This window comes from Stenotrophomonas sp. TWI273, assembly GCF_039674765.1.
In the GTDB taxonomy this organism is placed as follows: domain Bacteria; phylum Pseudomonadota; class Gammaproteobacteria; order Xanthomonadales; family Xanthomonadaceae; genus Stenotrophomonas.
In genome coordinates, this window is sequence record NZ_JBDJOA010000018.1 from 1 (window position 1) to 16,078 (window position 16,078).

Annotated in this window: 14 protein-coding genes; 6 read left to right on the forward strand and 8 right to left on the reverse strand. The window is 67.2% G+C overall.

Annotation, left to right across the window (positions count from 1 at the left end; translation table 11 throughout):
• Window positions 1-135: 135 nt before the first annotated feature.
• From ABE571_RS16455 to rsgA, 3 genes are all read right to left on the reverse strand, one after another.
• Window positions 136-2,433: a TonB-dependent receptor gene (locus ABE571_RS16455; RefSeq protein ID WP_313219626.1), complete on the reverse strand. Its 2,298-nt coding sequence runs from the start codon at window positions 2,431-2,433 to the stop codon at window positions 136-138.
• A 177-nt stretch (window positions 2,434-2,610) separates the two neighbouring features.
• Window positions 2,611-3,864, reverse strand: a complete 1,254-nt coding sequence (locus tag ABE571_RS16460) for a flavohemoglobin expression-modulating QEGLA motif protein (RefSeq protein ID WP_346494172.1) — start codon at window positions 3,862-3,864, stop codon at window positions 2,611-2,613.
• A 19-nt stretch (window positions 3,865-3,883) separates the two neighbouring features.
• Window positions 3,884-4,990 (reverse strand): ribosome small subunit-dependent GTPase A, encoded by a 1,107-nt coding sequence (rsgA, locus tag ABE571_RS16465; protein ID WP_265308967.1) that lies wholly within the window; start codon window positions 4,988-4,990, stop codon window positions 3,884-3,886.
• A gap of 175 nt (window positions 4,991-5,165) precedes the next feature.
• Between rsgA and ABE571_RS16470 the strand changes: the two genes are divergently transcribed.
• From ABE571_RS16470 to ABE571_RS16490, 5 genes are all read left to right on the forward strand, one after another.
• Window positions 5,166-6,440, forward strand: coding sequence for a pyridoxal phosphate-dependent aminotransferase (locus ABE571_RS16470; protein WP_313209132.1), 1,275 nt, complete (start codon window positions 5,166-5,168; stop codon window positions 6,438-6,440).
• The gene (locus ABE571_RS16475) at window positions 6,440-7,060 is read left to right on the forward strand and encodes a GDSL-type esterase/lipase family protein (protein WP_313209131.1); all 621 of its coding nucleotides are present in this window, start codon (window positions 6,440-6,442) and stop codon (window positions 7,058-7,060) included. Before ABE571_RS16470 ends, ABE571_RS16475 begins: the two co-directional genes overlap by 1 nt.
• Window positions 7,061-7,077: 17 nt before the next feature.
• Window positions 7,078-7,761, forward strand: coding sequence for a class I SAM-dependent methyltransferase (locus tag ABE571_RS16480; protein ID WP_346483181.1), 684 nt, complete (start codon window positions 7,078-7,080; stop codon window positions 7,759-7,761).
• Between the two features lie 68 nt (window positions 7,762-7,829).
• On the forward strand, window positions 7,830-8,195 hold the full coding sequence (locus ABE571_RS16485; RefSeq protein WP_313209130.1) for a hypothetical protein: 366 nt from the start codon (window positions 7,830-7,832) through the stop codon (window positions 8,193-8,195).
• A 34-nt stretch (window positions 8,196-8,229) separates the two neighbouring features.
• Window positions 8,230-8,553: a hypothetical protein gene (locus tag ABE571_RS16490; protein WP_313209129.1), complete on the forward strand. Its 324-nt coding sequence runs from the start codon at window positions 8,230-8,232 to the stop codon at window positions 8,551-8,553.
• Between the two features lie 32 nt (window positions 8,554-8,585).
• Here the strand turns inward: ABE571_RS16490 and ABE571_RS16495 are convergent, their stop codons facing one another.
• Window positions 8,586-9,362, reverse strand: coding sequence for a polysaccharide deacetylase family protein (locus tag ABE571_RS16495; RefSeq protein WP_346494174.1), 777 nt, complete (start codon window positions 9,360-9,362; stop codon window positions 8,586-8,588).
• Window positions 9,363-9,420: 58 nt separating this feature from the next.
• Between ABE571_RS16495 and grxD the strand changes: the two genes are divergently transcribed.
• Entirely contained in the window at window positions 9,421-10,347 is a 927-nt protein-coding gene (gene grxD, locus ABE571_RS16500) for a Grx4 family monothiol glutaredoxin (protein WP_346494176.1), read from the forward strand.
• A gap of 82 nt (window positions 10,348-10,429) precedes the next feature.
• Here grxD and ABE571_RS16505 read toward each other — a convergent pair whose 3' ends face one another.
• The 4 genes from ABE571_RS16505 to ABE571_RS16520 all read right to left on the reverse strand — a co-directional run bounded on the left by ABE571_RS16505 (window position 10,430) and on the right by ABE571_RS16520 (window position 15,986).
• A complete protein-coding gene (locus ABE571_RS16505) occupies window positions 10,430-10,969 on the reverse strand; it encodes a DUF924 family protein (protein ID WP_313209127.1) in 540 nt (179 codons plus the stop codon).
• 52 nt (window positions 10,970-11,021) lie between these two features.
• Window positions 11,022-11,798 (reverse strand): AMP nucleosidase, encoded by a 777-nt coding sequence (locus ABE571_RS16510; protein WP_088432404.1) that lies wholly within the window; start codon window positions 11,796-11,798, stop codon window positions 11,022-11,024.
• Between the two features lie 68 nt (window positions 11,799-11,866).
• Window positions 11,867-12,241, reverse strand: coding sequence for a hypothetical protein (locus tag ABE571_RS16515; RefSeq protein ID WP_346494178.1), 375 nt, complete (start codon window positions 12,239-12,241; stop codon window positions 11,867-11,869).
• A 160-nt stretch (window positions 12,242-12,401) separates the two neighbouring features.
• Window positions 12,402-15,986, reverse strand: a complete 3,585-nt coding sequence (locus tag ABE571_RS16520) for an autotransporter domain-containing protein (RefSeq protein ID WP_346494180.1) — start codon at window positions 15,984-15,986, stop codon at window positions 12,402-12,404.
• Between the last annotated feature and the right edge of the window lie 92 nt (window positions 15,987-16,078).

Consider the following 16,078-nt stretch of genomic DNA (forward strand, 5'->3'; position numbering starts at 1 on the left):
TTGGTGGGTCGGCCGGGGGCCGCCCCCCCGGTTTCGCGGTGTGTGGGGGGTGCCGGCCCTCGCCCCGCCACTACCGGCACCACCGACCAACGGTCGGTGGCTACCGCGATGGACGGTTGGCGGTGCCCGCGTTGGTCAGAACTCCGCAGCGACCGTCATGAACAGCTGACGCGGCGCACTGGCGTGGATCGCATAGCGGGTACCCGTCGGATCGGTCGGGGCGAACGAACTGAGCTGGCCGGCGTAGCGCTTGTTGGTCAGGTTGGTCGCGTTGAGCGACACCTTGATATCGCGCAGGCCCATGCCCGGCCCGAACGAATAGCCCATGCCCGCATCGAACGTCGTCACCCCGGGCACCGACTGGTCATTCGTGTAGGTGTAGTAACGCTTGCCTGTGTACTTCGCGCGCAGGCTGGCGAAGAAACCATCGCGGTTCCAGCTGATCTCACTGGAGGCCATGCGCTCGGGCGTGTCCACCGTGATCTTGCCGGCCACCGGCACGATCGCACCGCCCGAGGTGTAGTTGTCCTCGTAGGTGGTCTTGTTCCACGAGAGCGCGTTGTACCACTGCAGGCCGTCCATCGGCTTGAGGATGAAGGTCAGTTCCGCACCGCGGCTCTTCACCGAACCCACGTTGATGAAGCGCGTGATGCACTCCGGGCGCGTGCCGACTTCAATACTGGTGCAGGGATTGAGCGAGAGCAGGCGGTTGTCGAAGGTCACGTGATAGGCCGCGATGGAGGCCTGGTACTTTTCGCCGAAGGTGCGGAAGCCGGCTTCCAGCGTCTTGGACTTCTCTGGTTCCAGCCCGGCGCTGGCCGCGAAGGATTCCGGCGAGACCTGCAGCGGGCCGCCGCTGCCGCCACCGACGAAGGCGGCGATGTTCTCCGAGTACGAGGCGAACACTTCCTGGTTCGGGCTCAGCTTGAAGCCGATGCCGGCCTGCGGCAGTACCGATTCCTTGGCGGTCAGCGTGCCGGAGGCGTAGCTGGCTTCCGTGCCCGGCTTCGCGTTGGCCGTCATGCGGGTGTTCGGGCTCTTGATGCCCACATCCACGGTCAGGCGGTCGTCCAGGAAGCGCATGCGGTCCTGCACGTAGAACTGGCGCGTGCGGATGTCGAAGTCCTGATCGAACAGGCGGCGGTCGGGGTGGTTGAGGTAGCCGTCATCCAGGAACGGACCGGTGATGTAGTAGAAATTGCGCTCGACGTTGTGGTCGTTGCGCTCATACCACAGCCCTGCTTCCAGCGAATGGATGCCCCACTGCCAGCTCAGCGCGGCGGTGATGCCCTGGCGGTTGATGGTGTAGTTGGTGCTGCGGATGGAGATCGGCAGCATCTCCGGGGTGCCGGGGTTGGACGGCTGGCCCGGTGCCCACCAGTGGCCCTGGCCACGGTTCTCATGGTGGTAGCCAAGCAGCTTCAGGCGGGCGCTGTCGCCCAGCGCGAGGTCGGCATCCAGCGAGTACAGGTTGTCGTCGCGCAGCGCGCGGCTCTGGTAGTACGCGTCATCGATGCTGTTGACGCCACCGGTGAACGCACACTTCTGCGCGTTGTAGGTGCCCGGTGCGCAGTACGCGGCGGCGACCGCGCGATCCCAGTCCGGTGCGTAGATGTTCCAGTCCCAGCCGAGGCCACGTGCGAGCATGCTCTTGGACAGGTAGGCGTAGTTGGCCTGGCTCACGCGCGAGGTGGCAGCGAAGGCACCGAAGCGGTTGTCACCCACGTTCCAGACCGCCTTGGCGTTGAACTGGCGGGTGGTCTGGTTCTGGTTCGGTTCGGCCCACATGTCCGAATCCTGATGCACGCCGGACACATAAGCCGAGAAGCCATTGATGTCGCCGGTGTCCACGCGCAGGTAGCCGCGGCGCTGGTTGTCATCGCCGACGGTGACGCTGGCCTTGCCGCCGAACTCGGTGGACGGGTCCTGCGAGAAGTACTGGATGGTGCCGCCGAGGTTGCTGGTCGAGGCGACGCCCAGCGAGCCGATGCCCTGCGACAGTTCCGCACCGGCGAGATTCTCGGCGATCAGCGCACGGGCGATGCTCAGGCCGTTGTAGTTGCCGTAGCTGTTGTCGCCCAGCGGAATGCCATCCAGCGTGTAGCCCAGGCGGCTCTTGTCGAAGCCGCGCAGGCTGATCGTCTGCGATTCTTCGTTGGCACCGAAGGCATCGTTGGACTGTACCGAGACGCCCGGCAGGCGATCGAGGATCTTCTGGCCGCTGGTGCCCGGCGGCAGTACTTCCTTGTCCACGGCCGTGATGCGCTGCACCTGGCGGGTCTCGCCCTGGCCGATCACCGAAACGGTGTCCAGGGTCTGCGCACTGAGCGCGACGTTGGCAGCAGCGGTGGCGTCTACATCGGCAGCGTTGGCGTTGGCATGGGCGGCGCACAGCGCGAGCGCCACCGCGATCGTCAGGGGTCGGGTAAGCATGGTCGTCCGTTACATGGGGGAAGATGACCTGCGCAATGCAGGTGCATGACCAGCATGCGAGCGGAAGATGAAAGGATGTTTACGGTTCAGCGCATCGCAGATGAATTGCGATGCAGTGCTCATTGACGCACTGGGTGCCTGTGGAAGGCGCGCGAGCTTGCCGGCCAGCGGCCGGCACTACTCGGGGGCGAGCTGATCCATGCGGATGCGATTGGCGAACAAGGAGAACGCAAGCATGCCGGCCAATCCGTTCGCGCGACTGACCCAATGCGGCAACCAGCGCGGCGGGCGCAGGATGCCCTCTTCGAACAGCGGCGCGAAGGCGATCGCATCGGTCAGCGACATCTTGCCGGCAAACAGCCAGCGGCAGACCTGCAGGCGGTCTTCGGCCAGCATGTGGCGGAAGAAGGTGTGCACCGAGACCAGCCCGCGCAGGTACACCGTGTCCTTGGTGAAGGCCGCGCCACCGCTCGGGGGCACGCCGCGGAACACGCGCTGGGCGGAGGCGAAGCTCTCTTCGTTGTTCTGGCCGGCCTCGCAGAAGTAGCGGAACACCTGGATGAAATCGGCTCCTTCGCGCGCCATGGCAATGGCTTCGGTGCGCAGGCTGATGCGCTTGAGGCGCTCGATGTCGATGCTGCCGGTGATCTGCTCGGCAAAGGTCGCCAGTCCTTCCTGGGTCGCGGTGACCCGCGGCGAGGACAGCGCCAGGCTGGGCAGGTGCGGCTGCTCGCGGCCGTTGAGCGCGGTCAAGGAATGCACCAGCGCCTCGTGATGGAACAACTGCGCACGGTCGTAGGCGCTGAAACGCGCACTGGTGCGCAGGCGGATCCGGTTCGGGCCGGCGGCCGCCTTGGAGATCAGGTCCGGATCGAGGTGGACGCTGATGATCCGCGATTCGAAGAAGGCATCCAGATCACTCTGCAACTGCAGTTGCAGCGCGGTGGCCGAGACCGGCACCTGTTCTTCGGGCGCAAGCAGCTCGTGGTCCAGTTCCTGCGCGATCTGGATGAAGTGGCGGGCGGCGTCGCGGGTGCTGGGGCCGTTGCCGGGCAGCGGTTGCTCGGGCGCGCCGAACAGTTCCACCGAGTAACGATCCACCTCGGCGGTGCCCAGCGATTCCAGCAGGCCGGCAGCCTGGTCCCAGCTGTGCGCCGAGCGCTGCACGTACAGGCCGATGGGATGGTCGGGATCGCATTGCGCGCTGATCGCGGCCAGCCGGTGGCGGGTATCGGTGAAATCGAGCTTGGGGTAGTCGACCTGCGGGAGCACCGGCTGCCCGCGGGCGACGCTGGCCAGGAACGGCGCCTGCAGCGCGGCCGGCCAGCTGGTCAGCCCCAGCAGTTTGATCCCGCCCACCGCCTCGACCAGTTGGGCATCGAGCGCGGTGTGGTGGGCGACGTCACGATCCACGGTCATTGGCGTGTCCATGGACGGACAGTAGCAAAAGCTATCGTCGGCCGCCCTTTCCGCCCGGCCGCCACTGCGCGCCCTTGCCCACGTGCTTGCGCTCGATGGCCTGCTGCGCCTGGCGCACGGCCAGCTTGGCCGCGGCGGCAGCCACTTCTTCTTTCAGCTTGAAGTAGTTGAGCAGGCGCTCTTCATCCAGCGTGCCGTCATCGATGGCCGCGCGGATCGCACAGCCCGGCTCACGCTGGTGGGCGCAGTCGCGGAAACGGCATTGCGCCGACAGGGCTTCCACGTCGGAGAAGCCGCCTTCGCTCAGGGCCTCTTCACCGGTCGGCTTCAGCTCGCGCATGCCAGGGGTGTCGATCAGGCAGGCGCCGGCCGGCAGCGGAATCAGTGCGCGGTGGGTGGTGGTGTGGCGGCCGCGCGAGTCGTTGACGCGCACATCGGCGGTCTTCATGCGCTCGTGGCCGAGCAGCGTATTGGTCAGGGTCGACTTGCCAGCACCGGAGGAGCCGACCAGTACCACGGTCTGGCCAGCGGCGAGCCACGGCAACAGGGCCGAGGCGCTGGCCGGGTCTTTGCCGTTGATCGCCAGCAGCGGAATATTCTGCGCTGCCAGTTCTTCCAGCACGTCCAGGGCGTCCTGGCTGTACTCGGTCTGGTCGGCCTTGGTCAGCACCACCACCGGCTGTGCACCGCCCCCGCCGACCAGCAGCAGGTAGCGCTCGATCCGGCGCGGATTGAAGTCCGCATCCAGCCCGCAGACGATGAACACCGTATCGATGTTGGCCGCGATCACCTGCTGGTGGTAATGCTCGCCGGCCGCGCCGCGCTTGATCGCGGTGCGCCGCGGCAGCAGGGCCACGATCTTGATGCCCTCCAGCAGCACCCAGTCGCCTACCGCCGCGCGCTCGTGGCTGGGGAAGCGTGGGCGCTGCCATTCCGGCGGGGATTCGGTCTTGATCGCCGCTTCGGGCGCATCGGAGACGATGTAGCCGGTGCGATGCTGCTCGATCACCCGGCCCGGGCGCGCCTGCGGGAACTGCTCGAACAGGGCCTGCCAGTCCGGCAGCTCCGGGCCGCCCGGCCAGGGCCAGCCAATGGTCTGCAGGGCAAGGTAATCAGTGGGTTCGCTCATCGTGCCCATTCTAATGGGTGTGGCGACCAGGCGTTGCCGCGGCGGAGCGGCGCAGGCGTGGACGGGTGGAAATCCTTTCATCTGCAACTGCCTTGCAGGGCTAGGCGTTGGGCCGGAAACGCTTGCCCTGCAACGCAACAATTCCGCTACCATGCGGTTTCCATGCCTGAATGACGGCCCGTTCATGTCCACGCCCCCGCTGAAGCCGCTCGCCACCCGCGAGCGCCTGTCCGAAGTCCGCTACGAGATCCGGGGCGAACTGGCGCGACGAGCGCGGGAGCTGGAGGCCCAGGGCCGCAAGCTGATCAAGCTCAACATCGGCAACCCGGGCAACTTCGGGTTCCGCGCGCCTGAGCACCTGCAGCGCGCGATCGCCGATGACATGGGCCGCACCGACCCGTACACCCACCAGCAGGGCCTGCCGGAGGCGCGCGAAGCCATCGCCGCCGCCTACGCCCGTCGCGGCGCACCCGATGCGCACCCGGATCGGGTGTTCATCGGCAATGGCGTCAGCGAGCTGATCGACCTGTCGCTGCGCGCCCTGCTCAACCCGGGCGACGAAGTGCTGGTGCCCTCGCCGGATTACCCGCTGTGGTCGGCCGCGACCATCCTCAACGATGGCCGCCCGGTGTATTACCGCTGCGCACCGGAGAACGGCTTCCAGCCCGACCCGGTCGAGATCGAGGCGCTGGTGTCCTCGCGCACCCGCGCGATCGTGCTGATCAACCCGAACAATCCCAGCGGCGCCAGCTACTCGCGCGATCTGCTGGAGCGCATCGTGGCCATCGCCGCCAAGCACAACCTGCTGTTGATGGTCGATGAGATCTACGACCAGATCCTGTATGACGACGCGCAGTTCCATGCCGTCGCGCCGCTGGCCGGCGAGCACCCTTGCATCACCTTCAGCGGCTTGAGCAAGGTGCATCGCGCCTGCGGCTGGCGCGTGGGCTGGGCGATGCTGTCCGGCGCGGCCGAGCGGCTGGGCGAGTTCCGTGCGGCGATGGACCTGCTCAGCGCGCTGCGCCTGTGCGCCAACGTGCCGGGCCAGTACGCCATCGATGCCGCGGTCAACGGGCCGGACACCATCTCGCCGCTGTGCGCGCCGGGTGGCCGTCTGTATGAAACCCGCCGCGCGGTGATCGAAGCCTGCAACGCCAGCGAGCATCTGTCGCTGGTGGCCCCGGCCGGCGCGCTGTACGCGTTCCCGGCGGTGGTCGGTGCGGCGGCACGCAGCTTCGACGACCATGATTTCGCGCTGGAACTGATGAACGAAGAAGGCGTACTGGTGGTCCCGGGCTCGAGCTTCAACGTGCCTTACCGCCACCACTTCCGCGTGACCCTGCTGCCCGAGCCGGAGGTGATGCGCGATGTGTTCGCGCGCATCGACCGCGCCCTGGCACGCCGTGCCGAGGCCAACACCAAGGTGGTCCCGCTCAAGCCGCGCAGCGCGGTGGCCTGATGGGCCGGCCGTACCTGGCGCTGGGCGATTCCTACACGATCGGCGAAGGCGTCGAGCCGTCCGGGCGCTGGCCGACGCAGTTGGCCGCCGCCCTGCGCGATATCGGCGTGGACGTGGACGATCCAACGATCATTGCCACCACCGGCTGGACCACCGACGAGCTTGAGGCCGGCATCGATGCCGACGCACCGCAGGGTCCGTTCGCGCTGGTGAGCCTGCTGATCGGGGTCAATGATCAATACCGTGGACGCAGCGTGGACGAGTACCGCCCGCGCTTCACCGCGCTGTTGCAGCGCGCGCTCGCCTTCGCCGGCGAGCGTGCACCGCGCGTGCTGGTGCTCTCGATCCCGGACTGGGGCGTGACCCCCTATGCCGTGGCATCCGGCCGCGACCGCGTGCAGATCGGGCAGGAACTGGATGCCTACAACGCTGCCGCTGCGGCCATCTGCGCCGAACATGACGTGGCCTTTGTCGACATCACCGACCTGAGCCGCCAGCTGGGCGGCGAGCGCGTCATGCTGGCCGAGGATGGTCTGCATCCGTCCGCCGCGATGTACACGCTGTGGCACCAGCGCGCCTTCGAAGTCACGCGCGTGCTGTGGGCGGAGCCGACCCGCTGAGCGAGGCCACGCTGCCGCTGGCCAGGGAGCAGGCCCGCCGGATCGCCACGGCGTTCCTGCCGCCGCAGCGGTTCGGCAATCGCCGCGATTATTACTACAGCCGCGGCAAGCTCGGCAGTGATCCGCTGTATCCCGGCGTGCTCGCGGCGTTGAACGATGCGCCTGTGGCGCCGTTGCTGGATATCGGCTGCGGCCTGGGGCTGCTGGCGCACGTGCTGCGCCAGCAGGGCAGTACACTTCCGTATCACGGCGTGGACATCGACGCTGGCAAGGTCGCCCGCGCCGAGCAGGCCGGTGCCCGGGCCGCGCTGCCGGATGCACGGTTCACCTGCATGGACGCCAGCGCGGCCCTGCCCGCCCACCTCGGCAACGTCGCGTTGCTCGACGTGCTGCAGTACCTGCCCGCACCCGCGCAGACTCAACTGCTGCACGATGCCGCCGCGCGCGTGGCACCCGGGGCGCGGCTGGTGATCCGCACCACGTTGGCTGACCACAGTGGCCGCGACCGGACCACGCGGATCACCGACATGCTCGCGCACCTGGTGGGCTGGATGGGCACGCGTCCACGCCACTATCCCGATGCCGGGAGCCTGCGCACTCCGTTGGAAACCGCCGGGCTGCAGCTGCGGATGACACCGCTGTACGGCAATACCCCGTTCAACAACTGGCTGATCGTCGGCGATCGTCCGCTCGCTGCGTAGTCGCCGTGGCTCGCGCCGCGGGCCGCACACGCGCATACTCCCGCCCCCCTTCCGGCAAGGAGCCGCCCATGCCCCGACAGACCCGACATTCCGCGCTTGGCATCGCCGCGCTGATCGTCAGCGCCTGTGGCCTGGTGATGCTGCTGCTGAGCATGCATTACGCGCATGCGCCCGAACACGCGGCCATGCGCGAGCTGCCGTGGTCGCTGGCGGCGCTGCTCGGCAGCAGTGTCGGCCTGGCCATCCTGGCCCTGCTGCTCGGCCTGGGCAGCGTGCTGCAGCCGCGCCGGCGCCGCCTGTTCGGCATCATCGCGCTGCTGGTGACGCTGGGTCTGCTGATCGCACAGCTGTCGCTTGGCGGTTGGATCCGCGACCAGTGGCACGCCTCGCATCCGCCAACAGACGCCGCGGCCGCGCAGCCCCTCACCCCGTGATTCCTCCGTTTCACCGCATCGACAAGGAGCCCTGATGCACACCCCTCATTCCGGCATGGGTATTGCCGCGTTCATTACCGCCCTGTGCGGTGCCGTGTTGATGCTGGGCCTGATCGTCATCGCCGGCATCATCGAGACCACCACGCCCGGCGGCATGGAGGAGACCTCGATGTCGGCGATCCTGGTCGGCCTCGGCTTGATGTGCACGGCCCTGATGCAGCTGGTGGCCTTTGGCCTGGGCGTTGCCGGTGCAGTGCAGGCAGACCGCCGCCGCGTGTTCGCGATCCTCGGCCTGGTGATCTCGATCGGCAGCATCCTCGGTGTGGTGCTGCTGATGATCATCGGCTCCCTGAGCTGATCCCCGCACTCCCGCCGGCGTAGCCCTCGGCCTCAGTCCGGCAGCCCGGCGTGCAGGCCACGTGCCTGCACCGCCTGCAGCACCGCCTCGATGATGGCCAGGTTGTGGCCATGTGCGGCGCCCTCGTGCAGCAGCACGATGCTGCCCGGCGCCAGATCACGGGTGATCCGTTCGACCACCTGATCGGGCGTGCACTCCACCCCGTCGAAACCGCGCGCGCTCCAGCCCACCCGGGTCAGCTGCCACTGCTTCAACGCGGGGGCCACGAATGGATTGGTCATCCCGACCACCGAGCGGTACCAGCGCGGTGGCGTGCCGGCGATCGCGGTGAGGGCCTGCTGGCATTGCGCGATCTCCGCGGCCATGGCTTGTCGCCCCAGCCGCCAGAAACGCGTCTGCGGGTGGCGGTGGCTGTGGTTGCCCAGGCTGTGCCCCCGGGCCAGCATCGCGCGGACCAGGTCCGGCTGCGCCTGCGCGCGTTCACCAACCAGGAAAAAGGTCGCCCTGGCCTCGTAGCGGTCCAGCAGATCGAGCACCGCCGGGGTTTCCGCCGACGGGCCATCATCGATGGTCAGCCAGACCTTGCGGGCATCCCCGGGCAGGCGGCTGAGCACGGGGGCGTAGAAGCGGCTGTTGGGGAGGAAGACCGGCACCATGAACAGGACATGCGTGGCCACCATCAGCGGCAGGCCGTAGCGCCAGCCCCAGGCGGCCCAGACCAGCACCACCAGCAGCTGCGACAGCACCAGCCACGGCAGCCAGCGCCAGGGGCGGCGGGGAATGCGATACAACGTTTCCGGTACGGTCATGCCCCATGATGCCATGCCGCGTAGAATAGACGGTTCGCATATCCGGACCCTGACCGTCATGTTCCTTGATCCCGCCCTGCGCTCGCGCATCGAATCCATTCTCAACGCCAACCGCGTCGTGCTGTTCATGAAGGGTCAGCCGAGCATGCCGCAGTGCGGTTTCTCGGCCAAAGCCGTCGGCGCCCTGCAGGACCTCGGGGTGGAGTTCGACCACGTCAACGTGCTCGCCGACGCCGACATCCGCGAAGGCATCAAAGCCTATGGCGAGTGGCCGACCATTCCGCAGCTGTACATCGACGGCGAGCTGATCGGTGGCAGCGACATCATCCTGCAGATGGCCGGCAACGGTGAGCTGAGCAGTGTGCTCGGCCTTGCCGCCCCCGACCGCACCCCGCCGCGCATCACCGTGACCCCGGCCGCCGTGGAAATGCTGCGTGGCGCGCTGGCCGATTCCCCGGGTGCCTCGCTGCAGCTGGGCATCGACGCGCGCTTCCAGCCGAACTTCCAGCTCGCCCCGCACGACGACAACGCGATCGCCGCCGAGTCCAACGGCCTGCGCGTGCAGTTCGATCTGGCCAGCGCCCGCCGCGCCGAAGGCATCACCATCGACTGGGTCGACGACATCCGCGGCAAGGGCCTGGCGATCGACAACCCGAACGCGCCCAAGGCCGTTCAGGAACTGAGCGTGCGCGACGCTGATGACCAGCTCCGCGCCGGCAGCATCACCGTGGTCGACGTGCGTCCGGCCGACGAGCGTGCGATCGCGACGATCAACGCCCCGTTCGAAACCTTCGACGGTGACAACCGCGCCCGCCTGGAATCCCTGCCCAAGGACACCGCGCTGGCCTTCCTGTGCCACCACGGTGGCCGCAGCGCGCAGGCCGCCGAGCAGTTCCGTGCCCTGGGCTTCACCAAGGTGTCCAACATCACCGGCGGTATCGACGCCTGGTCGAACGAGGTGGACAACGGCGTGCCGAAGTACTGATCTTCAGCACGTTGCGGGTAAGAAAAACGCCGGCATTGCCGGCGTTTTTTTGTTCGTGGCGCCGGTGGCGTCCTTCCACCGGTCAACCCGCAAACCCACCCTCGGCCAGATAATCCAGCTCTTCCGGCGTCGGCATCCTCCCCAGCACCGCATTGCGGTGCGGGAAGCGCCCGAAGCGGCGGATGATGTCGCGATGCAGTTCGGCGAACTGCAGGTATTCCTTGTCGCCCAGCGCATCGAACATCGCCACCGAACGTTCCTGGTCCTGCGGATCCTCGGAGTGCTCGAACGGGAGGTAGATGAAGGCCCGCAGTTTGGGCACCAGTTGCAGATCCAGGCCCTCTTCCACCGCACGCATGGCGTAATGGCGCGCCAGGCCATCGGTGGCGTAGGCGTGCGCCGTATCGCGGAAGCAATTGCGCGGGAACTGGTCGAGCAGGATCATCAGCGCCAGCGCGCCTTCTGCGCTGCTCAACCAATGCTCGCGCGCGCGGCGGGCGGCGGCAAAATGTTCTTCCTGGAATTGATGGCGAAACCGCGCATCGAACGCGTCATCGCGCGCGAACCACTGCTGCGGTCCGGCGTCGCGCCAGAACTCCACTACTTGTGCCGCCACGTCCATTCACTACCCCTGTGGATGGCACGCCCCAAGACGTCCATCCGTTCCATTGCCGTTACTCGTCAAAACGCAGGTGGCGGACCGACTTGCCGTTGCGCCGTATCAGCTTAAGCGCCTCGATACCGATCTGGATATGGTTCTCGACGAACTGTGAGCTGACCTTGGCGTCGGAGACCTCGGTCTTCACGCCGTCGGGAATCATCGGCTGGTCGGACACCAACAGCAAGGCCCCGATCGGGATGTGGTTCGCAAAACCGGCCGCGAACAGGGTCGCCGTCTCCATGTCGATGGCCATGCAGCGCATCACCCGCAGCTTTTCCTTGAAGGCCTCGTCGTGCTCCCAGACCCGGCGGTTGGTGGTGTAGACGGTGCCGGTCCAGTAGTCGTGGCCGAGGTCGCGGACCATGGTCGAGACCGCGCGCTGCAGGGCAAAAGCCGGCAGGGCCGGGACTTCCGGCGGCAGGTAGTCGCTGGAAGTGCCCTCGCCGCGGATCGCGGCGATCGGCAGGATCAGGTCCCCCAGCTGGTTCTTGCGCTTGAGCCCACCGCACTTGCCCAGGAACAGCACCGCCTTGGGCATGACCGCCGACAGCAGGTCCATGATGATGGCCGCGTTCGGGCTGCCCATGCCGAAGTTGATCAGGGTGATGTCGTCGCTGGTGACGCTGGCCATGGGCCGGTCCGCGCCTTGGATGGGGGCACCGGTCAGCTGGGAAAAGGTGTGCAGGTAGCCACCGAAGTTGGTCAGCAGGATGTGCTGGCCAAACTGCTCCAACGGCACGCCGGTGTAACGCGGCAGCCAGTTTTCGACGATGTCCTGTTTGGTTTTCATGGGGCTGTTCCGACAAACGACAGGCGACAATTCTGCGAGACCGGCCGCGCGGCGTCGAGCGTGGCCGCTTACTCCCGGTGGTCGATCCCATCGGCCCTGCCCTTGAGGACAAGGGAGACCAGCGAAAGGAGGGCAGCCGGTATGGCCAGCAGCAGGACGAGGGCCGTTGGCGCACCGAACGCCCAGAGCGAGGCGGCAAAGGCGATGGACGATATGCCGACAAACGGAAAGGCGTACTGGATCTGTTTGATCACCAGGTAGCTGGCGGTGGTCGTCAGCAGGGAGAGTGCTGCGAGGAGGATGCGCGCTTCTTTGGGCAGCGCGCTGGGCGACTGCTCGAAGAATCCAGCCACCAGCATGAGGCCGGACGCGAACGCCAGCAGGACAAGCAACCGGTGGTAATGCGTGGCGTGCTTGCGATCGAAGCCTTCGGTAACGTTCATCGACACTTCCTTGTGAATGCAGAGTGGCACGGACGGCCCCCGCCTGTCTGACCCTCCCACGCTGGATGATCACGGCGCAAGTGGCGATCGCGACCTCACGGCCGCAGGCAAGAAAAAGGCGGCCAATGGCCGCCTTTTCCCGTTTACCAGTACCGCTGGATCAGAACTGCACGGACCAGCGCGCGGTGACGCTGCGGTCGCGGGCGTCGTCACCGAAGGTGCCGTTGTAGCCCAGCTCCAGCTGGTTGCGCGGGCTCAACCAGGCCGACAGGCCCAGCTCGGCGACCACGGCGTTGTCGGCAATCGCCGCACCGCTGACCGCGAAGCTGCTGCCGCCGGTCCAGGCCAGATCGGCGACCTGGCTGCGGTCGCCGGAGGCACGGCGGTAACCGACGCCACCGCGCACGTGCAGCCAGCTTTCCTGCTGCCACGAGGTCTTCAGGCCCTTGTCGAACCGAACGCCGGCGGTCGCCACGTTGGTGCGGGTGTCGGCGACCTGGCCGTGCAGTGCCGCAGCACCGCCCTGCTCGGTGATGCCGTCCACGTCCACCTCAACGCGCGCGAACTGCAGGTACGGCTCCAGGCCACCTTCGCGACCACCGAAGCGGTATGCGCCCTCGATGAAGCCCTGGCGGGTGGTGGCGTCGTACGTGGCCGACAGCGCATCCTGGTAGCCGGCAAACGTCAGCTGACGCTTGCTGTCCACGTCATGGCGGGAATAACCCAGACCGGCGCGCAGACCGAACGCCCCCCACTGATTGCCCACGTAGGCACCGAAGTGGGTGTTGTCGATCTCCGACCGGGCGCCGCGACCCGCGGCCTGCTTGATGTCGGTCCGGCCGGTACCAACCAGTCCACCGACCTGCCAACCGCCGCCGAACACATGATCGGCACCGACCAGCAGACCATTGCTGTTGGAATCGGTGCGCGCGGCATTGGCATCGCCGTCGAGCTTGCCGCTGCCACCGATCGCCTGCACCCACGCGCCGCCACCGGCCGCCTCATCCGCGGCCCCCGGCGAACGCACACCCACGGCACGGCTCAGCGCCGCATCACGCAGGTAACGGCTGCTTTCCACCAGCGCCATCGGCGTGGCGGCATGGATTTCACCACTCAGCGCGTCCAGTGCCGCACCGACCTGGGCCGGGAACAGCTGGGTCAGCGGCTTGGGCAGGCCCTGGTTGATGGCCAGGCCATCGGCGCTGGTGGCCACGGCGATCTGGTTCGGCGTGACCGCAGCGCTGGCCAGCGCGTTGCCGCGGGCGACGTCGATGCGCAGCCCATTGGCGCTGTAGCCCAGGCTGAACTTCAGGAACGGCGAGAAGGCCGAGAAGTCGGTCGTGGCGAACTGACCGTTGATGCCACCGGCAGCCTGCAGGAAGTTGAACTGCTCACCAAGGTAGTACACGCCGGCTTCCGGCAGTGCCTTCAGGGTGCCATCCAGCGTGGCCGTACCGGTGACGCGCAGCAGATCGCTGCGGCTGCCCGGGGCCAGCTCGGCCTGGTAGATGCCGGTGGCGGTCTGCACGTAATCGCCGTTGATGGTCAGCGTGCCGATCGAGTTGCCCGGGGCGATGATGCCTTCCACGCGGGTGCTGCCCAGCGTGCCGACGCCCTTCAAGGTGCCCTTGGCACGGACCACCGTCGCGCCATCCTGCTGCACGCCGTTGAAGGACACGGTGCCGGCGGTGACGAACAGGTCCGAGCCGTCCAGCAGGGCACCGGCATTGACGCGGGTGGCACCCGACGAGGTCAGCGAGCTGTCGAGCAGCCGGCCATTGAGCACGAAGCTGCCGCCGCTGCCGACGCTGGTGTCGCCCGCCTGCTGCAGACCGTTGAACGTGACCGAACCGCCGGTCACGTTGAGCGCCGAACCCTCGAGCACGCCCGTGGTGGAGATCACGCTGCTTCCCCCCAGGCTGTTGAGCGTGGTGGACACCAGGCTGCCGTTGAGCAGGAACTGGCCGCCCTGTACATCGACCGAAGCGGTCAGTGCATTCGCACCGTCCAGTTCCAGCACGCCGTCGCGCACGATGGCGCCGTTGAAGCTGTTGTCACCGCTCAGGCGCAGCCAGCCGATACCGGACTTGGTCAGCTTGCCCGGGCCGCCGATGTCATTGGTCCAGTCGTCCCACGCATCGCCTTCCCACACCTTCAGGCCACCGGCTTTCTGGTTCATGACCACGTCGGTGTCCACGCGCAGCAGGCCGTAGCCTTCGATGGCGGTCTTCAGATCGACCATGCCCCAGCCGTAGATCGCATCGACGCCGGGCGCGCCCAGGTCGCGTGCCGTGGTCAACAACACATCGCGCACCTGTGCGTTGTCGAGGTACGGGAAGCGCTCCATCAGCAGACCGAGCGCACCGGTGATGTGCGGTGCCGCCATCGATGTGCCGGTCTTGTAGCCGTAGGTGTACTCAGGGCTTTCGCTTTCGATGAGAAAACGCAGGTAATCCTCGGTCAGCTCCATGCGACCGTTGATCTCGCCGGCCACGATCGTGCTGGCGATGTTGGTGCCCGGTGCGGACAGGCACCAGTTGGCCGAAGCACCACAGATGCTGGAACTGGCATCAATGACGTAGTCCGTCTCACCTGCGGTGGGGAGACGGACATTTGCGACGGCCAGCCAGTACGGCTCGATCTCCGGGTTCCAGCGCGGCAATGCCGCCGTGATGCCAGCCATGCCGCCAGCAGAGTTGCCTGCCGACCACACCTGGATCAGCTTGGAACCCGGTGCACCCTCCGTTTCACCATAGATGCTGCCGTAGACGCCGTAGTCCGCGCCGATCGCAGCGTACTGCGCATCCAGGCTCTCCACCGTGGCATGGCGGGTCGAGATGCCCCAGCTGTGATTGAGCGCGCGCACGCCCTGCGCGTCTGCCTGGGCATACATGTCCAGTGTGGCGGCATCGTCCGGATCCGTGCGATACAACGCGCGCGGCCGGTAGAAGTTGTCAGGATCCAGGCGCCACTCGTAATACGTGTCGCCAAAGACGCGGGCAGCGGTCAGGTTGGCGCCAAAGGCCACGCCATGCATCCCGTTGCCATCGCGGTTGGCGCCGACGGTGCCCAACACGTGCGTGCCATGGTCGGCGTAGCTGAAGCCGTACGGCTGGCCTGCCGCGATCAGGCGATCAGCAAGCGCAGGCGGCACACCCGGCCCCAGACCGTAGTAGTTATACCCGGGCTGGTCGCCCCGGGTGCTGCCGCAGGCACCTTCGCCCGCCACGATGCTCGGGTCGGCGCAGCCGCCGTTGCCGATGGAGATGCTGGACGTGTTGCGTCCGGCGAATTCGTCGTGGGCAAGGGCAGAGCCCGAATCGAACACGCCCAGGCGCACACCCTGACCGGTAAGGCCGCGCGCATACGCGTAATCAGCCCCCATCGCGGCCAGACCCCAGTCGGCATTGAACTCATCGCTGTGCCAGCTTTCCACATCACCCGGCTTGCCGAGGATGGGGTTGGCCGCCTCGGCGCTGACGCGCGGGCTGGTGAGGTAACCGGCCTGGCCAATGGAGGCGGTGGGCGCGGCAAACGCCGCCGCCAGCGGGACGCTCTGCAGATCACGGCCGAATGCGGCGGACTGCTCGGCGCGCTGCTGCTGATAACGCTGCAGGGCATCGCTGGTAGGAGTGGCCAGCGCCGGAACGGCGCTGGCGGCAAGCAGGGTGCCGATGATGGCCGAGGCCAGCAGGGACGGCGAAGGGCGACGGAACGTCGCGCGGGACAGTGAATTCACGGTCATGTACTGAGAACTTCCTTGATCTGGTTCGAGTGTTGGAATCTGGAACTGGATGCACTGCGACTCTCTTGCGACGGGCGCGCATCGGTCCTCGT